This is a genomic window from Halobellus salinus (assembly GCF_014646875.1).
In the GTDB taxonomy this organism is placed as follows: Archaea; Halobacteriota; Halobacteria; order Halobacteriales; family Haloferacaceae; genus Haloquadratum; species Haloquadratum salinum.
The window spans coordinates 80,573-100,790 of sequence record NZ_BMOC01000008.1; the positions used below are offsets into that span (position 1 = coordinate 80,573).

The 20,218-nt window shown below is 66.4% G+C and carries 17 protein-coding genes; 10 read left to right on the forward strand and 7 right to left on the reverse strand.

The window, feature by feature from the left end:
- Positions 1 to 181 precede the first annotated feature (181 nt).
- The 4 genes from IEX72_RS08000 to IEX72_RS08015 all read right to left on the reverse strand — a co-directional run bounded on the left by IEX72_RS08000 (position 182) and on the right by IEX72_RS08015 (position 2,744).
- Positions 182 to 355 (reverse strand): DUF5786 family protein, encoded by a 174-nt coding sequence (locus IEX72_RS08000; protein ID WP_188786855.1) that lies wholly within the window; start codon positions 353 to 355, stop codon positions 182 to 184.
- 98 nt (positions 356 to 453) lie between these two features.
- A complete protein-coding gene (locus IEX72_RS08005; RefSeq protein ID WP_188786856.1) occupies positions 454 to 1,059 on the reverse strand; it encodes a hypothetical protein in 606 nt (201 codons plus the stop codon).
- Entirely contained in the window at positions 1,052 to 2,206 is a 1,155-nt protein-coding gene (locus IEX72_RS08010; protein WP_188786857.1) for a DUF3179 domain-containing protein, read from the reverse strand. Before IEX72_RS08010 ends, IEX72_RS08005 begins: the two co-directional genes overlap by 8 nt.
- Positions 2,207 to 2,360: 154 nt before the next feature.
- A complete protein-coding gene (locus IEX72_RS08015; RefSeq protein ID WP_188786858.1) occupies positions 2,361 to 2,744 on the reverse strand; it encodes a winged helix-turn-helix transcriptional regulator in 384 nt (127 codons plus the stop codon).
- A gap of 722 nt (positions 2,745 to 3,466) precedes the next feature.
- On the opposite strand from IEX72_RS08015, the gene IEX72_RS08020 reads away from it, so the two are divergent.
- Complete coding sequence (locus IEX72_RS08020) at positions 3,467 to 5,356, forward strand: PAS domain-containing response regulator (protein ID WP_188786859.1); 1,890 nt, start codon at positions 3,467 to 3,469, stop codon at positions 5,354 to 5,356.
- A 124-nt stretch (positions 5,357 to 5,480) separates the two neighbouring features.
- On the opposite strand, the gene idsA3 is transcribed toward IEX72_RS08020, so the two are convergent.
- Complete coding sequence (gene idsA3 / locus IEX72_RS08025; protein WP_188786860.1) at positions 5,481 to 6,527, reverse strand: geranylfarnesyl diphosphate synthase; 1,047 nt, start codon at positions 6,525 to 6,527, stop codon at positions 5,481 to 5,483.
- A 1-nt stretch (position 6,528) separates the two neighbouring features.
- Positions 6,529 to 7,887 (reverse strand): ribonuclease J, encoded by a 1,359-nt coding sequence (locus IEX72_RS08030; protein ID WP_188786861.1) that lies wholly within the window; start codon positions 7,885 to 7,887, stop codon positions 6,529 to 6,531.
- A 443-nt stretch (positions 7,888 to 8,330) separates the two neighbouring features.
- On the opposite strand from IEX72_RS08030, the gene IEX72_RS08035 reads away from it, so the two are divergent.
- The 8 genes from IEX72_RS08035 to IEX72_RS08070 all read left to right on the forward strand — a co-directional run bounded on the left by IEX72_RS08035 (position 8,331) and on the right by IEX72_RS08070 (position 17,061).
- Positions 8,331 to 8,564 (forward strand): LSM domain-containing protein, encoded by a 234-nt coding sequence (locus tag IEX72_RS08035; RefSeq protein WP_188786862.1) that lies wholly within the window; start codon positions 8,331 to 8,333, stop codon positions 8,562 to 8,564.
- Complete coding sequence (locus IEX72_RS08040; protein WP_188786863.1) at positions 8,561 to 8,737, forward strand: 50S ribosomal protein L37e; 177 nt, start codon at positions 8,561 to 8,563, stop codon at positions 8,735 to 8,737. Before IEX72_RS08035 ends, IEX72_RS08040 begins: the two co-directional genes overlap by 4 nt.
- A gap of 69 nt (positions 8,738 to 8,806) precedes the next feature.
- On the forward strand, positions 8,807 to 9,511 hold the full coding sequence (locus IEX72_RS08045) for a MogA/MoaB family molybdenum cofactor biosynthesis protein (protein ID WP_188786864.1): 705 nt from the start codon (positions 8,807 to 8,809) through the stop codon (positions 9,509 to 9,511).
- 65 nt (positions 9,512 to 9,576) lie between these two features.
- The gene (ilvD, locus tag IEX72_RS08050) at positions 9,577 to 11,331 is read left to right on the forward strand and encodes a dihydroxy-acid dehydratase (protein ID WP_188786865.1); all 1,755 of its coding nucleotides are present in this window, start codon (positions 9,577 to 9,579) and stop codon (positions 11,329 to 11,331) included.
- 204 nt (positions 11,332 to 11,535) lie between these two features.
- Positions 11,536 to 12,969 (forward strand): outer membrane protein assembly factor BamB family protein, encoded by a 1,434-nt coding sequence (locus tag IEX72_RS08055; RefSeq protein WP_188786866.1) that lies wholly within the window; start codon positions 11,536 to 11,538, stop codon positions 12,967 to 12,969.
- Positions 12,966 to 14,882 (forward strand): autotransporter outer membrane beta-barrel domain-containing protein, encoded by a 1,917-nt coding sequence (locus IEX72_RS08060; protein WP_188786867.1) that lies wholly within the window; start codon positions 12,966 to 12,968, stop codon positions 14,880 to 14,882. The genes IEX72_RS08055 and IEX72_RS08060 overlap by 4 nt, the downstream gene beginning before the upstream one ends.
- On the forward strand, positions 14,882 to 15,349 hold the full coding sequence (locus IEX72_RS08065; protein WP_188786868.1) for a hypothetical protein: 468 nt from the start codon (positions 14,882 to 14,884) through the stop codon (positions 15,347 to 15,349). The genes IEX72_RS08060 and IEX72_RS08065 overlap by 1 nt, the downstream gene beginning before the upstream one ends.
- 80 nt (positions 15,350 to 15,429) lie before the next feature.
- On the forward strand, positions 15,430 to 17,061 hold the full coding sequence (locus IEX72_RS08070) for a PAS domain-containing protein (protein ID WP_188786869.1): 1,632 nt from the start codon (positions 15,430 to 15,432) through the stop codon (positions 17,059 to 17,061).
- Positions 17,062 to 17,145: 84 nt separating this feature from the next.
- On the opposite strand, the gene asd is transcribed toward IEX72_RS08070, so the two are convergent.
- Positions 17,146 to 18,180 carry an aspartate-semialdehyde dehydrogenase gene (gene asd / locus IEX72_RS08075; RefSeq protein WP_188786870.1) on the reverse strand — a complete coding sequence of 345 codons (1,035 nt, stop codon included), beginning with the start codon at positions 18,178 to 18,180 and terminating at the stop codon, positions 17,146 to 17,148.
- Between the two features lie 202 nt (positions 18,181 to 18,382).
- Between asd and IEX72_RS08080 the strand changes: the two genes are divergently transcribed.
- Positions 18,383 to 20,215, forward strand: coding sequence for an acetyl-CoA carboxylase biotin carboxylase subunit (locus tag IEX72_RS08080; protein ID WP_188786871.1), 1,833 nt, complete (start codon positions 18,383 to 18,385; stop codon positions 20,213 to 20,215).
- The last annotated feature ends 3 nt before the right edge of the window (positions 20,216 to 20,218 follow it).

Genomic DNA, 20,218 nt, shown 5'->3' on the forward strand with positions numbered 1-20,218 from the left:
CCCGTTGTGAGGGCGTCCCGTATCAACCAGGAATCGGTCAGTAGAGGCCACATACTCACCGCGAGCGGGCCAAGGAACCCGCAACGGAGCGGCGAAGCCACGACTGAGCGGGTGATGACGCCGTGCTTTTGACCGAGCTTTTGCAAGCGAGCGAAGCGAGCGCAACAAAAGCTCGGTGGGACTACTCCTCGCGCATCTCGCCGAGGCGGTCGACCAGGTCGTCGGTGTCGACGTCGGACTCGACGTTGACGTCGCCGTCGTGGTCGTGCTCGTGGACGTTGACGGCTTCGGAATCATCGTTGCTCCCGGTGGACTGTTCCTGCTGTTCGGACTCGTCGTAGCTACCAAATCCCATAGGTTACGGTGGCGCTCACCGGTGAAGAAAGGCACGGAGGGGCCGCGGGAGTGAGTGAGAGTCGCACGCAGACCGTCGCGTGCGGGCACTGCCCCGGGTCAGAGGAGTTCGGGGTCGACCCGCCGGCCGACGGCGAGCAGGCTGCCGACTAAAAGCACCAGCGCCAACGGTACCAGAAACTGGAACCCGGTGATGATGGTCGCGCTGGCCTGGACGCCGACCACGAGCAGGATGGTCGGGCCGCAGCACGCCGCCCCCGACAGGAGCGCCGGAACGCCCGCGAGAACGCCCGTCGAACTCTCCAGCCCGCAGGCGCGGGGTTGGATGAGGCCCAAGTATGTGAGCCCGAGGTTCGCGCCCACCAGGGTCGAAAGCACCACCGCCAGCGCCGCGTTCAACGGCGAGAACAGGTAGGTCACGGGGCCGGCACCCACCACCGCGACCGCGCCGAAGCGAAAGAATCCCTGGCTGGCGAACGCCCGCGAGAGGTCGTCGACGACTCGGACCGACACGCCGCCGGCGCCGCCGAACGCCAGGTCACCCACGGTCGCGAGGTAGACGAGCAGATACGACAGCGTCGCGACGATGACGACCGACAGGGAGTCCCGCCGGCGGACTGCAACCCCGAGCGTCGCACCCGTCCGGTCGAACAGGCCGCGTCCTGCAGGGGTCGGAGTCGACGCTGAATGACCGGGGTCAGTCATAGAGGGGCGTCTCCGGGTAGAACCCGCTCCAGGCGAACCACATCGCGTCGAACGCGTAGAGCCGTTCGGTGGGGAGCGCAGAGGGGGCGTACGTCTCGCCGCTGCCGTCGGCGACCCGTCCGTCGCGGTACTCGAAGCGCCGATTGTCGGGGCTCCGGAAGACGTACCCGGTGTCGAGTTCGGGGTCGTACGCCGCCACGACCGGCGACCCCGCCAGGTCGCCCTCGAGGAGCCTCTCCGACCGTAACGCCTGCTTGTCGAACGCGGCCGCGCCCTCGGCCGTCCGAGTACCGATCACGGCGCGCTTCGGCGCGAGTCGGTCGTCCTCGTTGAGCGCGGGAAACATCGGCGACGCGTCATCGGCGTAGTAGCCCTCCCGCGGGTTGTACGCACCGTAGGGGTCCTGGGCGTAGTTCTTCGCGAACCCGGTGTCGAACGACAGGATCTGGGTGTCGGGGTGTGTGGCGGTCCACCTGTCCCACGTGGTCCAGATTACCCGAAACTCCGACAGCGAGGTGGTTTCCGGAGCCCCGTTCCACGGCCCCGGGATGGAGGTGGCGAGCACCTGGGGCCACCACGTCTCGGTTCCGCGGTCGTACATGATCAGGTTGTTGTTGACCAGCCGACCGGAGACCCCGAAGGTGGTGTCGCCGCGCTCGAACCCCATCGCGGTCCCGGTCAGCGGACAGTAGGTCACGCTCACCGGCGTCCCGTCGACCACGTCGTTGCAGATCTCGTGGAGGACCAGGATCTTCTGCGGATACGCCTTCACCTCGCCACCGCGTTCGAGTCCGAACACCGGGTCGCCCGGCTCGAACCGGTCGGCTACCGAGTCGGCCGACACGAACGAGGGGTCGTCGATCGACGGGATCCCGTCCTTCGGCGGCCCCCCCGAGACCGCCTCCCCTTCGATTTCGGCCGGCGCCATCGGGAGCGGAAGCGACGGGGTGACGCGCGGCGGCGGGGTGCCGGTTCCCGGCTCTTCGGTTGAGGTGGCCTGTGGCCTCCCGGTCGGCTCCGCGGTGCTTCTCGGGGTGTCGGTGGCTCCCCCACCCGAACCGCCGGCCTGCCGCCCGCCGGCGCAACCGGCGACGGAGGTCACACCGACCGCGGCCAGGAACGCTCGGCGCGACGTGTGCTGTGTCATATCACACCATATACCGGCCACGGTGAAAAGCCCGCGCTAACCACGAGGTAACTCGGTGCTTCGATCGATACAACGGGTCGGCCGGTACTCCGTGACGGGGCGCGCTGAGGCGGCCCCGATGGGGAGTGCCGCAACGGTCGCAACGGGCAGGGTGTTACGCGTCGCCCCCGGTGGGGTCGGTGAGGTGCTCGCGGCCCCAGTCACGCATCGCCTCGATCACCGGCCGCAATGACGCACCCCGGGAAGTGAGCGAGTACTGGACTCGAATCGGGGTCTCACTGATCTGTTCCCGAGCGATCAACCCCTTTTTTTCCAGGTCGTCGAGGCTCTCCGAGAGCACCTTGCTCGAGATGCCGTCGACGTGTCGTTCGAGCTCGTTGAACCCGCTGGGACCATGTTCGAGCAGCCGGTGGACGATGACGGGGTGCCACTTCTTACAGATTAGCGACGACGTCGACGTAACCGGGCACCAGTCCTCGCCGGCACACCACACTTCGAGTTGTCCGGCGGTGTCCGGTTCCTCCGGCTCGTCTGACATACCGAGAGGTAACGATCCCCGGCATCATAATTATACAGAATCGAGGAGAATACGTGCGGCTTCAGCCGCAGGATGAATCCGACAACTGGCGATCAAACAGCGGTTCGGTAGCACGTTTTGGGTTTCCAATCCATACGTTCAAATGAGGAAACCCACTACACAACGGTATGGTCAGGTCGGAACGGACCGGATTCCGAACGACCTTTGGAGGCGGCCTTGCCGCTAATCCAATGCGATGAGACAGTATCCGAAACGCCAACGCGGTGAACGCGAATCCTCGAAGGGTTCGTCTCGTGCCCGTCGGTTGAGCAAGCCCGAAGATATCTCCGAATCCCCTGACGTGTCAGCGACTCCCTGCTGGCAAAAACAACAGATGGGAGCCAACGGCACCGAGGATAGGAGTAACGGCGGTTTGGCACCGCCAGACAGCCACCGACCACGACGACTGAATTAAATAAGTTCCCGTAAAGTGGCGGCGTCCGTAGTTGCGAACCTGAAACTCCCACCGCTCGGGATTCCTCCGCGTTCACGCGGAGGAGGATGTCAATGCTTCCACGCCACGCTGAACGGACCGCACGGCGGAGGCGCGAGGTGTCGACGCATTCCCTGCCGGCGACGCCCTGGCGGTGTAGACGAGCGACACCACCACAGCCCTGCCGCTGAATCAAATAGTGTGACTCGTCCACAACGTGTTTCTAATGGAAGTCACAACGGTTTAATTGATGTCCGATACGTCTCGACAGCAGATCCGGATTCTTCACGTCGACGACGAACCGGATTTTGCCGACCTGACCCGCGCGTTTCTGGAACAGGAGGACGACCGGTTCACTGTCGAAACGGCGGCGAGCGCCGACGGTGGCCTGGAGGCACTCGGTGACCGTCCGCCCGACTGTATCGTCTCGGACTACAACATGCCCGGCAGAGATGGGCTTGAGTTCCTCCAGGCTGTCCGGGACGAACATCCCAACCTCCCGTTTATCCTGTTCACCGGAAAGGGTACCGAGGAGGTGGCGAGCGACGCCGTGTCGGCGGGCGCAACCGACTACCTTCGAAAGGAGTCCGGAACCGGACAGTACAGCCTGTTGGCCAATCGGATACGGAACGCTGTCACGCAACACCGGTCGGAGAAGCGGCTCCGGGAAACCCGGGAGGAGTACGGCGCTGTCTTCGAGAACGCGAAGAACGGCCTCCTGCTCATCGGTATCGAGGACGGTCGGTTTCGCTACGAACAGTGCAACCCGCGGGCGGCCGAGCTCATCGGGCGGGACGAGGCCGACATCGTGGGTCGGACGCCGCGTGACGCGCTCGGTCCGGAGAACGGACAGAAAGTCGTCGGCGCCTACCGCGCGTGTACCCAGCAGCGCGAGCCCGTCAACTATACCCTCACGCTCGACCTGCCCGTCGGCCGGGTGATCCGGGAGTGTCAGGTCAGCCCCGTGGAGTCGAGCGGTGAGATCACGCAACTGGTCGTCGTGTTCCAGGACATCACCGAACAGCGCGAGCGCCAGCGTGATCTTGAGACGGTCGAAACTCTGTTCCGACACGCACAGGACTCGCTGTTCCTGATCGGTGTCGACGAGGAGTTCAGTATCGAGCGGGTGAACCCGGCGTACGAGGACGCGACAGGGGTGTCGGCGTCTGAAATCCGGGATCGGACACCCACACAGCTACTCGGCGAGGAGCAAGGCGCAGCGATCGAAGCCAGCTATCGTGAGTGCGTCCAGCGCCGGGAACCGCTCCAGTACACCGAACAGTTGCAGTTCGGGTCGGACCCGACTTACTGGGAGACCAGGGTCGCACCGGTCGTGGTCGAAGACAGTGTCGAGTACATCGCCGGTTCGACACGGAACATAACCGACCGCAAGCGGCGCAAGACCGAGTTACAGGAGTACGAGACGATCATCGAGGCACTCAGCGACGCGGTGTACGTGCTCGACGGGGAGGGGCAGTTCAAATATGTCAACGACGAGTTCGTCGAGTTGGTCGGCTACGACCGGAGCACGATCCTCGGGAACACACCATCGCTGATCAAAGACGACGCGGCCGTCGAACGGGCCGAGCGGGAGTTGGGTCGGTTGCTGTCGGGCGGCGGGCCGGAAGCGGTCACGTTCGAGGTGGTGGTGCGGCCCCGCGACGGCGACCCGGTTGTCTGTGACGACCATATGGGCGTCCTGCCGTACGAAGGCGACGAGTTCGACGGGTCGGTCGGGACACTACGGGATATCACGGACCGGAAAGAGCGTGAAAGACAGTTGCGTGAGATCAAGAGTCAGTACCAGACACTGGTCGAGAACTTCCCTGACGGTGCCATCTTCCTGTACGACCGTGATCTGCAGGTCGTCCGTGCTGGTGGAACCGAGCTGTCCGAAGTTGGTCTGTCTCCGGAGGAGATCGAGGGAACCACACCACAGGACCGGTATCCACCCGACATTTCCGAGGGACTGACTCGGAGTCTCCAAGATGCGTTTGCCGGAAGGAGTCGCACGTTCGAACAGGAGTACCAGGGGAGGCACTATCGGATCCAAACGGTGCCTGTGCGAGCGGGTGACGGGGAGATCACCCACACGATGGCAGTGTCACAGAACAGGACTGGCTGGATCGAGAACGGATGAGAACTCGGCCACCGGACCGAGCGACGCGACGAAGCCGTCAGCATCGGTAACACGCACGCTGGCTGCTCGGTCGGTGTCCTCGGCGACGTAGCCCATCGTAGGGGGGTCCCGGGCGCCGACGGGATCAGTACCTACGAGTGATCAGGTAATCCGAGATGTCCCGCAGGAGCGACCGCGCCTCGTTGTCGGGGAGGACCCCGAGGTGGTCTTTCGCGTTCGCGGTGAGCTCGCGGGCTTTCGACTCCGCGTAGTCGATCGACCCTACAGACTCGAGCGTGGCGACGGCGTCGTCGATCTCGGCTTCCGTGACCGAGTCGACATCGGTCGCCGCCACGAGGTCGTCGACGTCGACGCCCTGCTGGCGGGCGTGGAGCGTGATCAGCGTCTCTTTGCTCTCCACGAGGTCCGATCCGCGCTGTTTCCCGAGCGTTTCGGAGGGGACCGTGAGGTCGAGCACGTCGTCTTGGATCTGGAACGCCCGCCCGGAGTCGATGCCGTAGCGGTAGACCGCCTCAACGGTCTCGTCGGCGGCGTCCATCAGGGTCGCCGCGGTCGCCGCCGCCGCGCCGTAGAGCACCGCGGTTTTCAGCTCCACCATGTCCAGGTACTCCTCGGGGACGACCTGAGTGCGGCGCTCGAACTCGATGTCGAGCGCCTGGCCCTCACAGATCTGGATGCAGGTGGTGGCGAGCCGGCGGACGGCTTCGATCCCGTTCGCCGGATCCGCGCCCGTCTCCGACAGCAGCTCGAACGCCTTCGCGTAGAGGGTGTCGCCCGCGAGGATCGCGGTTTCGGTGTCGTACTCCTTGTGCACTGCGGGGACGCCGCGGCGGAGGTCGTCGTCGTCCATGATGTCGTCGTGGATCAGCGTGAACGACTGGATGACCTCGATGCTGGTGGCGGCCGACATCACGTCGATCTCCGCGCCGTCGAGCGCGGGGAAGGCGTGGTAGTCGACAGAGAGCGGCTCGACGTCGGCGAGCGCCTCCGCGGTCAGAAGCGACACCGTGGGTCGGAGTCGCTTGCCGCCGGCCTCCAGCAGGTAGCGGGTGGCCTCGTAGAGCCGGTCGGGCGACTTCATGGGAACGTCGTCGTCGAGCGCGTCGTTGACGAGTTCGCGACGCTCCTCGACCGCCTCGAGCACCCGCTGTTCCGCCGCGTCCGAGCTCATCTCACTCCACCAGCTGGATGATGTTCCCGTTCCGCGTGACGTGGAGGTCCCGTCCCAGGGCGTACCCCTGCGATTCGGCGAGGTCGACATACGGCGCGAAGCCTTTCAGATCCTGGTGGGCCGGGATGATGTGCTGAGGCTGGAGCGCGTCGATCATCTCGAAGTGGCCCTCCTCGCGGAGGTGGCCGGAGACGTGGATCTCGTCGTAGATCCGCGCGCCCTGCATCCGCAGGAGGCGCTCGGACTGGTAGCGCTGGCCCTCGTTCGTCGGCTCGGGGATGACCCGCGCCGAGAAAATGACCTTGTCGCCGTTCTCCAGTTCGTACGGTGTCTCACCGCGGCCCATCCGCGTGAGCATCGCGCGGGGTTCACCCTGGTGGCCGGTGACGATCGGGAGGTAGTTCTCCTTGCCCTCCTTCATGATCCGCTTGAAGGTCCGGTCGACCGACTTCCGGTGGCCGTACATCCCAACGTCGTCGGGGAAGTCGACGAACCCGAGGCGTTCGGCGGTCCCGGAGTACTTCTCCATCGACCGCCCGAGCAGGACGGGCTGGCGCCCGATTTCCTTTGCGAACTCCACGAGCGAGGAGACCCGGGAGACGTGGGAGGAGAACGTCGTGGCGACGATCCCGCCGTCGTAGTCCTCCATCGAGTGGATGGTGTCCTTGAGATGGTTGCGCGCGTGGGACTCGGAGGGCGTCCGGCCCTTCCGGCCCGCGTTGGTGCAGTCCTCGATGTAACACAGGACGCCGTTGCCCTCGCGGCCGATCTCGCGAAACCGGTCCATGTCGATCGGATCCTCGAGGACGGGATTGTGGTCCATACGCTTGTCGAGGCCGTAGACGACCGCGCCCTCGGGGGTGTGGAGAACGGGGTTGATCGCGTCGATGATCGAGTGGGTGACGTGGACGAACTCGAGTTCCACGTTGCCGGTGTCGCCGATCGACATCGTCTCACCCGACTCCATCTTCACGAGATCGTTGTCGAAGCTCCCGCTGAACTTGCTCTCGCTTTCGACCTGCTGTTTCACCAGTTCGATGGTGAACGGCGCCGCAACGACCGGCGCGTCGTAGCGGTGGGCGAGCTTCGAGATCGCGCCGATGTGGTCGAGGTGTCCGTGCGTGGGAACGATGGCCTGCACGTCACCCTCGAGGTCGGACATCACCCGGTCGTCCGGGATGGCGCCCATATCGATCAGATCGAGACTGTGCATCTTCTCGGTCTCCACGTTGTCGTGGATCAGGACCTGACTGAGGTTCAGGCCCATGTCGAAGATGACGACGTCGTCGCCCGCGCGAACTGCCGTCATCTGTCGACCGACCTCTTCGTAACCGCCGATTGTCGCAATTTCGATTTCCATAGTCGTGTCCGAGCATCGAAAGCCACGGACAGGGGTGTGAACCCGGGGTGGGATCGCGGCCCGTGAGGGTCGCGATCCCCGGAACCCGAGCACAATGGCCCGTCCGGTGTGGCGAGGGGTGCTCACTGAAACGTCCCGTCTGTCGGCAGCCACCGGATGTGGCGTGTTCGGGACCGATCGGCCCCGGCGTCTTACAGCGCGTCGGTCGTCGGCCCCGCGTGTCCCGAGCGTCGGGACACTTGCCCGCGGGAGGTTGGTACTGTACGTTCACGGCCAGGTATTAAAAACTATCCGGGTTCGTCTCAGTCGCGACCACGGCCCCGCGGGAGCGCGGCGGAACGTCCCGGTCCGATCGAACACGGGGGTGCTCGACCGCCACCTGTGAGCCCACCGATCTGGCCCGGTCCGGCAGGTTTAAGACCGAAACGGGAGGCGTTGGGGGTATGAGCGGACGCCCACTCGACGTGCTCGAAGCCGCACTCGAAGACGTCGTCACTGTGACACTGAAAGACGGCACCGCGTACTACGGCGCGCTCGCGGGCTACGACCAGCATATGAACGCCGTGCTGGAGCCGGCGGCGGATGTCGACGACGAACTCGGCGGTGGGCTGGACGTCACACCGGTCGAAGACACAACGATTATACGCGGCGATAACGTGGTGACGATACAAGTATGACGGGCGCTGGAACTCCGAGTCAAGGCAAGAAGAACAAGACGACGCACGTCAAATGTCGCCGGTGCGGCGAGAAGTCCTACCACGTCACGAAGAAGGTCTGCTCCTCGTGTGGCTTCGGGAAATCCGCGAAGCGACGCGACTACGCGTGGCAGTCGAAAACCGGCGACAACTAGACCGCGGTCGCGGCACGCGGTCCGTTCTTCGTCGTGGAAGCTTTATCCGCCGGCCAAGAACCCGTCTGTATGGCTGACCACGGTCACAGTTCCGACAGCGGGAGCCACAGTTCCGACAGCGGGAGCCACAACCACGGTTCTGGCGAGGGTGACGGCGACGAGAACCACGGTCACAGTTCTGACGAGAACCACAGTCACAGTTCTGACGAGAACCACAGTCACAGTTCTGACGGGGACCACGATCACGGCGGTCACGGCCACGCACACGACCACCACGCGCACGACGTCAAGTCGCTCGCGGCCGCGGTCGTCACGGTCTCGACTTCCCGGACGCTCGACGACGACCCCGCTGGCGACGCCATCTCCGCGGCGTTCGACTCGGCGGGCCACGAGGTCGCAGTCAGGGAAGTCGTCGGCGACGACTTCGACTCGCTGCAGTCGGTCGTCGACCGCCTCGCCGGCCGCGGCGACGTCGACGTGGTGGTCACCACCGGCGGGACCGGCGTCACCCCCGACGACGTGACGATCGAGGCGGTGAGCGGCCTCTTCGGGAAGGAGCTTCCGGGGTTCGGCGAGCTGTTCCGGCGGCGCTCCGAGGACGAGATCGGCACCCGCGTCGTCGGCACGCGGGCGACCGCCGGGATCGTGCAAGGCGTGCCCACCTTCTGTCTCCCCGGCAGCGAGAACGCCGCGCGACTCGGGAGCGAGGAGTTGATCGTGCCGGAAGCGCCCCACCTCACGGGGTTGGCGACGCGGCCCGACCACGAGGAGTGAGGGTCGGCCGCGGGGGTGTGCGATCGAGCGTATCCTTTTAATGCGCCTGTGACCCACATCCGTGTATGAGCAGACAGAGGTCACCCGGAGTGGGCGACGATGACGAGGAGCCGTTCACGAGCGGGAAGGATCCCGACCTTCCGAGCACCGACGTGACCGAGGGCCCAGACAAGGCGCCCCACCGGGCGATGTTCCGTGCGATGGGGTTCGACGACGACGACCTGGGGTCGCCCATGGTCGGCGTCGCCAACCCCGCAGCGGACATCACGCCGTGTAACGTCCACCTCGACGACGTCGCCGACGCCGCGGTCGAGGGGATCGACGACGCCGGCGGGATGCCGATCGAGTTCGGGACCATCACCATCTCCGACGCCATCTCGATGGGGACCGAGGGCATGAAGGCCTCCTTGATCTCCCGGGAACTCATCGCCGACTCCGTCGAACTCGTCGCGTTCGGCGAGCGGCTGGACGCCCTGGTAACTGTCGCGGGGTGTGACAAGAACCTGCCCGGCATGATGATGGCGTCGATCCGGACGGATCTCCCCTCGGTGTTCCTCTACGGCGGGTCGATTATGCCCGGCGAGCACCAGGGCCGGGATGTCACCATCCAGAACGTCTTCGAGGGCGTCGGCACCTACGCCCAAGGCGAGATGGACGCCGACGAGCTCGACGACTTAGAGCGCAACGCGTGCCCGGGTGCGGGCTCCTGCGGCGGCATGTTCACCGCGAACACCATGGCGTCGATCTCGGAAGCGCTGGGGCTTGCGCCGCTCGGTACCGCCGACGCGCCCGCGGAGTCGGAGGCTCGGTACGATGTCGCGCGCCGCTCCGGCGAGGCCGTGCTCCAAGCCGTCGAGGACGGCCGCCGCCCCTCCGACATCCTCTCGAAGAAGTCCTTCGAGAACGCCATCGCGCTGCAGGTCGCGATCGGCGGCTCCACCAACGCGGTGCTCCACCTGCTCGCGCTCGCCGCCGAGGCCGGGATCGATCTCTCGATCGAGGAGTTCGACGAAATTTCCCGAAAGACGCCGAAGATCGCGACCCTCCAGCCCGGCGGCACGAAGACTATGAACGACCTCCACGAGGAGGGCGGGGTGCCGGTCGTGATTCGCCGGCTCCTCGAGGCAGGACTCGTCCACGGCGACGCGATGACGGTCACCGGGCGGACGATCGCGGAGGAACTCGCCGAACTCGACATCCCGGACGACAGCGAGATCGAGGGTGAGTTCATCTACACCGTCGACGATCCGTATCAGGAGGAGGGCGCGATCAAGATCCTCACCGGCAACCTCGCGCCCGACGGGGCCGTGTTGAAAGTCACCGGCGACGACGCGTTCCACCACTCCGGGCCCGCGCGGGTCTTCGAGGGCGAGGAGGAAGCGATGCGGTACGTCCAGGAGGGCCGCATCGAATCGGGGGACGTGCTCGTGATCCGCAACGAGGGCCCCCAGGGCGGCCCCGGCATGCGCGAGATGCTGGGCGTCACCGCCGCGGTCGTCGGCCAGGGCCACGAGGACGACGTTGCGCTCCTGACCGACGGGCGGTTCTCCGGGGCGACCCGCGGCCCGATGGTGGGTCACGTCGCGCCCGAGGCCGCGGTTGGTGGGCCGATCGCACTGCTCGAGGACGGCGACGAGGTCACCGTCGACATCCCCGAACGCGAACTCTCGGTCGACGTGTCGGCGTCGGGGCTCGAAGCGCGCCGGGAGGAGTGGGACCCCGGCGAACCCGCGTACACCTCGGGCGTGCTCGCGAAGTACGGCAACGACTTCGGGTCGGCCGCGAACGGCGCGGTGACGAACCCCGGCGCGAAGCGGTAGACGGAGCGTCGGGTTTCGGTCCAGCGTTTCGAGCGAGGGGGGTCCCGTGACCCGACCGCGAACGGACGCATTGGGGCCATCGTTCTCCCGGGGGCTCCCGTGTGTTCGGGCCGCGGCCCCGGGGCTGTGATGCGTTTTCACGGCTGATTACGCGAGGAAAAGTACTTGTACCGAGACATATCACGTGGTACTGTTACCGGGGCAATGGACCAGACACTCTCACGACGGGACGCCATCCGACTCGCCGCGGCCGCTGGAGGGGCGTTCGCGCTCGCCGGCGCGAGCGGCGGCGGCAGCGCGCAGACCGCCGACTCGGAGACGGTACCGATGTGCAGGTACGACGCCCACAACAGCGGTGTCGCGCCGGCGAGCGGGCCGACAGAGGAGGTCGAGGACGTGTGGACGTTCGAGACGGACGGGCGGCTGACTGCACAGCCGGTCGTTAGCAACGGCACCGTCTTCCAGGCGAGCGAGGACTCGCGGATGTACGCTATCTCCGGCGACAACGGTTCCGAGAAGTGGTCAGCCGGGACGAACCAGTCACTAGTGCGAACGCCCGCAGTCGGAAGTAGTATCGTGTATCTCTCTACACAAACCGGCCGTATTATCGCGCTGTCGGCGGCAAACGGATCCGGCGAGTGGTCCAATTCGACTGGCGTTGACGCGCCGAGCGCGGTGACGTTAACGAGCGATGGGATCGTGTTCGGCGAAACCGACAACTCCGCGGATTACATCTACGATCTCGACTCCGCGACGGGAGAGCAACAGCAACGGTTTGAGGTTCCGTACGCACTCAGTTTTAAACTGCCGGTGCTCGCGGAGGAACGGGCCTACGTCTACTGTCGGGCCGAGTCCGGCGGCCACGTTCTCGCTGCGCATTCACTCGGTGATGGGGACGAAGTGTGGCGAGCCGACCTCCCGGGGAACAGATATGACGATTTAAATAGTTCGAGCGCGGTGGCGTACGCCAGCTACGACGACGGGACAATCTTTGTCGGGGATGGGCCTGGAGTCGTCGAAGCACGAGACGCAGCCAGTGGTGATCGAAACTGGCAATTCACTAATCTCGGTTCTATCAATACAGTCCCGACCTTCGCCGATGGTACAGTATACGTAGCAACGGAGGAGCCGGCACTCCACGCGCTCGACGCGTCTATCGGAACCGAGCAGTGGAAGCAGTCGCTCAACGGGACGCCCACCTCGCCGGTGTACGCCGACGGCGCGCTCTACTTTGGCGCGGACGACAACTACGTGTACGCCCACGGCGCCGACGGCGGCGAGGAGTTGTGGAGTTTTCAAACCGGTGATTCGGTGGTCGCGCCCCCGGTCGTCGTTGAGGACCGCGTGTACGCCGCGAGCACGGACGGGATCCTCTACGCCCTCGAAGAGGGGTCAGGGGTCGACGCGCCCGACATCACGGGCGACGGCAGTCCTGCGGGCGACCCCGACGGCGACGGGTTGTACGAGGACATCAACGGCGACGGATCGTTCACCGCTGTCGACGTCCAAGCGCTCTTTGCGAACCTCGACAGCGACGCGGTACAGCGGAACCAGGAGCTGTTCGACTTCAACGGCGACGGCCAGGTTGACATCACAGACGTCCAAGCGCTCTTTGCGATGCTCGACGGAGGACAATGAGCCCTGACACCCGACGTGGGAGTCTCGTGATCGCGGTCGTCGTAGTCGTCGTCGTCGGCGGGCTCACGGGTGTCGCAACCGCGGAGAGTACGATCGCGGACACACAACGTACATCCACGGAGAGTGCCGCGGCAATGTCGGCCGGCAGTCACGTTCGAGCCGCGGCCGGGTCGACATCCGTGCGGCTGTCGCCGACCACGGCGACGATCAACGAGAGCCGCACGCAGACGTTCGACATCGTCGTCTCGGACGCCGACGGCGGGGTGGGCGCGATAACCACCACGGTCACGGTCGACGACACAGAGGTCGGGACCATCACCGACGTGAGTCTGAACGGCGACCCCGGCGCCGAGACGATCGACATCGCCGACGACGGCTCCGAGGTGTTCGTCCGCGCCGCGCTGATGGACACCGACGACTCCGGGTCGGTGACGGTCGGGACACTCACCGTCGAGGGGGCCGGTCCGGGGACGACCGACATCGACCCCACGGTCGACTCCCTCGGTGACGAGGACGGAGATCCGTACGATGTGGGCACGACGCCCGGGAGTTCGCTCACCGTCGAGGACACCGCCGAGAGCGTCGATCTCGACATCTCGGCGGACGCGTCGAGCGTCGACCCCGGCGACGACGTGACCTTCACCGTCCGGCGGGCCGACAGCGACGCGCTCGTGTCGGCGACGGTCGCGCTCGGCGACAACTCGTACGACACCGGGATCGACGGCGAGGCGACCGTCGAAATCGACGAGTCGATGGCGAGCGACGCCGGGACGGTGACCGCGGTCGCGTCGAAGGAGTCCACCGACGACGAGACGTTCCGGAACGATTCGGTCACACTGGATCTGGACGGCGAAGAGTCGGCGACGCCGGCCGACACCGCCACCGCGACGCCCGCTCCCGGTGACGGCCCGCGGGTGACATTCGAGCCCGCGTCTACCTCGGTCGGCGTTGGCGAGCAGACCGAACTCCGGCTGGTCGCGACCGGCGTCGACGGCGGTGTGGGTGCGGTCGAAGCGGAGATATCGGTCGATTCCGCGGCCGCGACCATCACCGACCTCGAAGTCGCCGGCGGCGCCGGGGTCGAACAGACCGACATCGGCACCGACGCAACCACCGGGGTCGTCCGCGGAGCGCTGATGGACACGAACGACGCCGGGGCCGCACACATCGCGACAGTGACCGTCGAGGGTGCCGAACAGGGCACCACGTCGATGCGCGTCGAGGTCGACTCTCTCGGCGACGAGTCGGGCACGTCCTACGCGGTCGGCGGGACCACGGCGGTGACGGTCTCGGTCGGCGACACCGGAAGCGAAGACGACGGCGAGTCGGAGGCTGGAAGCTCGGATGTCGTCCTCTCGGTGTCCGAGATGCCGACGGGCTTCGAGCGGGCGAGCGTGACGGTCCGAACCGTCACCGACGCGTCGGTGACCGAGACCCGAGCCGAACTGGTCTCGGACAGTCAACTCCGCGTTGTCTCCGACGACCCGCGAACGACGACGGTCCAGGCGGTCGACCTCGCCGGGAACGTGGGTGCGTTCGACGAGGAGCGGACCATCGCACGCCTCACCTACGACCAACAGCTGAGCCCGGACGACGTCGAGATCGAGGTCGGGAACCTCCGGGACGATAACCGAACATCCGTGCCAGGGGATCGCATTTCGGTCGAAGTGCGGTCCGGTTCCCTGTTCGACGAGCCGCTTCCCGGCGCCAGCACCGACGCTGCCCCGGGGGATCCGGACCGTGACGGGCGGTACGAGGACGTCGACGGCGACGGGAACGTCACGTTCAACGACGCGGTTGTGCTGTCGTTCGCCGACGCCAGCGAACTGAACAACGAACAGGTCGCAGCCGTCGACTTCGACAGCGACGGCGACCTGGACATCGACGACGCGGTCGCACTCGCATTCGAGTAATGTCCCGGAACCACACACCAACACGTTCGGAACTGACGCGACGACGACTCCTCGGCGCCGCCGCAGCGGGGGTGTCAGTCGGGGTCGCGGGGTGCGGGGCCGCACTTGACGACGCCGAGACCACCGCCACCGTGGAGCTTTCGGGGATCCCGAACGGGCTCCAACGCTATCGGTGTACTCTCTCACAGGACGGTGAAGAGCCCATCACCGCGGTCGACCCGGTGTTGGTCGACGGCAACGAGTTTCAAGTCGTCAACGGCGGCGTTGACAGCGCGTCGGTTGTCGTCCGGGCGGCGGACCTCTCGGGGTCGGTCGGAGCGGCCGAGGAGCCGCAGGTCGTGTTCACCGTGACGTTCGGCGGCGCCGTCGCGCCGGCTGACGTCGACCTCAGCGTTGGGGTCGCCGACGACGACGGCGGGGCGTCGATCCCCCGCGATCGGTGGTCGGTCGACGTGTCAGAAGGGTAGCTCGGCCCGTCTTCGGCCGGGCATCCGCTGGCGAGGCGGACGGGCGAGTATATATCAGTTGCCGTCGTAGTCACCCCCCTATGCGGACACGTGAAGTCGACGCGAGGGAGGTGGAATCCGTGCGAGTGCTCCTGGTCGGCGGGGGCGCGGTGACCAAAGAACGCCTGGAGGCGGCGCTAGCCGTGACCGCGTCTCACCCGGTCGTCACCCGAATCAGGTCGGGACGCGGCGCGCTCTCGGCGGTCGAAGACGGGATGTACGACGCGGTCGTTGCCACAGACGGGCTCGTCGGCGATCTGGACGCCGCAGAGCTGGTGTGTCGGGTCCGGGGGGGACGCAACGGTTCGATCCCGTTCGTGTTCGTGTCGGGGTCGACGGCTACAGACGCGATCGACGACGCGATCGATCGGGGCGCCGACCGGTGTCTCCTCCGCGGCTACTCCCCCGCGTGGTACCGGACGCTGGCCAACGCGGTCGTTTCCACCGTCGAGAACCGATGGACACGGGCGCGGCTCGAACGCACCACTGACGACCTCCAGCAGATCTACGACACGGTTCCGACCATGATCACCCGGAAAGATACGCAAAACCGACTCCTCAGAGTCAACAACGCGGTCACAGAGTACCTCGATCGTCCGCGCGAGGAGATCGAAGGAGCGACCGCCTGGGAGCTGTTTCCGGACCACGGCGAGGAGTTCTACGAGGTGGACCGTCGGGTGATCGAGTCGGGTGCGGCCGTTCGGGGGGATGTATGCCGGCTCTCGACGCCGTCGGGTCGCGAGCGGTGGATGAAAACCGACGCCATCCCGTACCGCGGCGATGACGGCGAGATCGAGGGCGTGTTGGTCGTCTCCGAAGACATCACCCGGGTGAAAGCCCGCGAACGGCAGCTCGAACGTCAGAACGAGCGGCTCGACCGGTTCACGTCCGTGGTGTCACACGACCTGCGGAACCCACTGAACGTCGCGATGGGTCGAGTCGAGTTGGCCCGCCGGGAATGCGACAGCGACCACCTGGTGACCGCAGAGGCGGCACACGCCCGGATGTACACACTGATCCGGAACCTCCTGCAACTGGCTCGGGAGGGCACGCCCGTCGCCGAACCGGAGCCGGTCGGCCTGTGCGGGCTGGTCGACGCCTGTTGGGCGGGCGTCGAGACGGGCGACGCGGACCTCCGGAACGAGGCGTCCCGGTGGATCGAGGGCGATGCGGACCGTCTGCAGCAGGTGTTCGAGAACCTGTTTCGGAACAGCGTGGAACACAGTTCCACGGGCAGTCGGACGGAGTCCGACGACGCTGTCGAGCACGGCCCGACGGGCTCCCGTTCGGACCCCCACGGGAACAGCGTGGAACACGGTTCCACGAGCAACCGGGCGAAGCCCGGTGACAGCGTCGAGCATGGCTCGACGGGTAGTCACGCGCAACCTGACGACGCCATCGGCCGCGGGGGCGACGCCGTGACGATCACCGTCGGCGAATTCAACGACGGCATATACGTTGCGGACAACGGTTCGGGGATCCCGGTCGACGAGCGGGAGGCGGTGTTCGAGACCGGCTACTCCGGGTCGGAAGGGGGAACCGGGTTCGGACTGAGCATCGTCGCGGAGATTGTTGAGGCACACGGGTGGGGCATCCGCGTGACCGATGGGGCCGACGGCGGCGCGCGGTTCGAGATCACCGGGGTCGAGTTCGTCGGGCCCGAGGCTCGGTGACGCCGGGGAAGCGAACGCCGGCGGCGGCTCGGTACCGTGTCGTCCGGCTGAAGCTGCACTCACCGCTTTTCCGCCGGACCGGCGCTACACCCAGCCGTCCGCGACCAACAGTTCACCGTTGAGCAGCGACGCCCCGGCGGCGCCGCGGATGGTGTTGTGCGCGAGGCAGTTGTATTTCAGGCCGTCGGTGGTCTCCTGGAGACCGCCCGCGGAGATCTGCATTCCGTCGCCACGCCCCCGGTCCATCCGGGGCTGCGGGCGCTCGAAGTCCTCGAAGACGTGGATGAGCTGCTCCGGCGAGGACGGGAGGTCGACGCCGGATGACGCCCGCATCGCCTCGGCGGCCTCGGCGGGCGAGGCGTCCTCCGCTGTCTCAGCGAAGACGTTCTCCAGGTGGCCGTCGAGCGTCGGGACCCGGTTGCACGACGCGGCGACGTCCATCCCGTGAAGATCGATCCCGGTGCCGTCGAACTCGCCGAGGAGCTTCCGGGATTCGGTCTCCATTTTCTCCTCCTCGCCACCGATGTGGGGAATGGCGTTGTCGATGATCTCCATCGAGGTGACGCCGGAGTAGCCCGCGCCCGACACCGCCTGCAGCGTCGAGACCTGGACCGACTCCAGCCCGAACTCGTCGAGCGCCGCGAGCGTCGGGACCATCGTGATGGTGGAACAGTTGGGGTTTTTCACCAGGGCGCCGTCCCACCCGCGCTCGTCGCGTTGGATTTCGATGAGATCCAGGTGGCCGGGGTTGATCTCCGGGATCGTGAGCGGCACGTCCTCGGCCATCCGGTCGTTCGAGGAGTTCGAGGAGACCACGTACCCCGCTTCCAGGAACGCGGGTTCGACCTCTCTGGCGACTCCCGACGGCAGCGATGAAAAGAGCAAGTCGACGTCGTCGGGGACCGCCGAGGGGGCCGTTTCGCCGACAGTCATCTCCGCGACGTCGTCGGGGATCTGCGTGTTCACCCGCCACTTGGCGGCCTCGCGGTAGGTCTTGCCCGCGCTGGCTTCGGAGGCCGTGACCGTCGCGAGCTCGAAGGTGGGGTGGTCGTCGAGGAGTTGGATGAACCGCTGTCCGACAGCGCCCGTTGCACCGAGGATACCGACGCGTACTGGCATTACCGTGGGCGTGGGAGACACACGCATAAGGCGGTTTGGGTTCGGCTGTACTCTCACGAACGTTCGGCCGAAACCGGTACTGAGAACAGAGACCCAACAAACGGTCGGATCCGTGAGCGTGGGAGAAGAATCGACGATCGTCGAACGGGGGTTCGTACGGAACCGACAGATAGAGGTAGCGTGTCGAGGAACGGGTCGGTAAATGTTCAACAAGGTGCTCGTGGCCAACCGCGGGGAGATCGCGGTGCGGGTTATCCGGGCGTGTCGCGACCTCGGCGTCCGCACCGTCGCGGTCTACAGCGACGCCGACAAACACGCCGGGCACGTCCGGATGGCCGACGAGGCGTACAACGTCGGCCCCGCCCGCGCGGCGGACTCGTATCTGGATCACGACGCCGTGATCGAGGCCGCGCGGACGGCCGACGCCGACGCGGTCCACCCGGGGTACGGCTTCCTCGCTGAGAACGCGGAGTTCGCCCGCAGCGTCCAGCAGAGCGAACTGGTCTGGATCGGCCCGCCGGCCGACGCCATGGAGCAACTCGGCGAAAAGACCAAGGCCCGGTCGTTGATGCAGACGGCGGACGTGCCCGTGGTTCCGGGGACGACCGACCCGGTCGACTCCGCCGAGGAGGTAAAGCACGTCGCCGCGGAGTACGGCTACCCCGTCGCAATCAAGGCCGAGGGCGGCGGCGGCGGACGCGGGCTGCAGGTGGTCAGATCCGCCGACGAGGTCGAAACGCGGTTCGAGACCGCGAAACGGGAGGGCGAGGCGTACTTCGACAACGCCTCCGTGTACGTCGAGAAGTATCTCGAGGCCCCCCGCCACGTCGAAGTCCAGATCCTCGCGGACGAGCACGGTAACGTCCGCCATCTGGGGGAACGGGACTGTTCGCTCCAGCGCCGCCACCAGAAGGTAATCGAGGAGGCGCCCTCACCCGCGCTCGACGCCGACCTCCGTGAACGGATCGGCGACGCCGCTCGCCGGGGCATCCGGGAGGCGGGGTACACCAACGCCGGCACCGTGGAGTTCCTGCTCGAAGACTCGGGCGACGAAACCGAGTTCTACTTCATGGAGGTCAACACCCGCATCCAGGTGGAACACACGGTGACCGAGGAGGTCACCGGCATCGACATCGTGAAATGGCAGCTCCGGGTCGCAGCCGGCGAAGCGTTGGACTTCACCCAGGAGTCGGTGTCGATCAACGGCCACGCCATCGAGTTCCGGATCAACGCGGAGAACGCCGCCGACGAGTTCGCGCCCGCGACCGGGACACTGGAGACCTACGACCCGCCGGGCGGGGTGGGCGTTCGCGTCGACGACGCCGTCCGGCAGGCCGACGACATCGGCGGCGACTACGACTCCATGATCGCGAAACTGATCGTTAACGCCGGCGACCGTGGGGAGTGTCTCGCCCGGTCGGAGCGGGCGCTCGCGGAGTTCGAGATCCAGGGATTGAGAACCATCGTCCCGTTTCACCGGCTGATGGTGACCGACGAAACGTTCCGCGCGGGCGAACACACCACGAACTACCTCGACGAACAGTTCGACCGCGGCCGGATCGACCGCGCGGTCGAGAAGTGGGGTTGGGCAGCCGAAGGGGCAGAGCACGACGAGGAGGGTGCCGCTGCCGAAACCACCGAGCGTGAGTTCACTGTGGAAGTCAACGGCAAACGGTTCGAGGTCGAACTCGAGGAACGCGGCGCGCCTCCGGTCCCAGCGGCCGACATCGAGAGCGGTCGCTCCGGCGGAGGTGCGACCCGTCCTCGACCCGACGAAGCCACCGAGGGCGACGACGGTGGCGACGGGGCGGTCGAGGGCGACGGCGAGCGGATCACCGCGGAGATGCAGGGCACGATCCTGTCGGTCGACGTCGCGGCGGGTGAGGCGGTCGCCGCTGGCGACGTGGTCTGTGTTCTGGAGGCCATGAAAATGGAGAACGACATCGTCGCCGAGCGCGGTGGGACCGTGTCCGAAGTCCTCGTCGCCGCGGGCGACAGCGTCGACATGGACGACGTCCTGGCCGTTCTGGAGTGACCC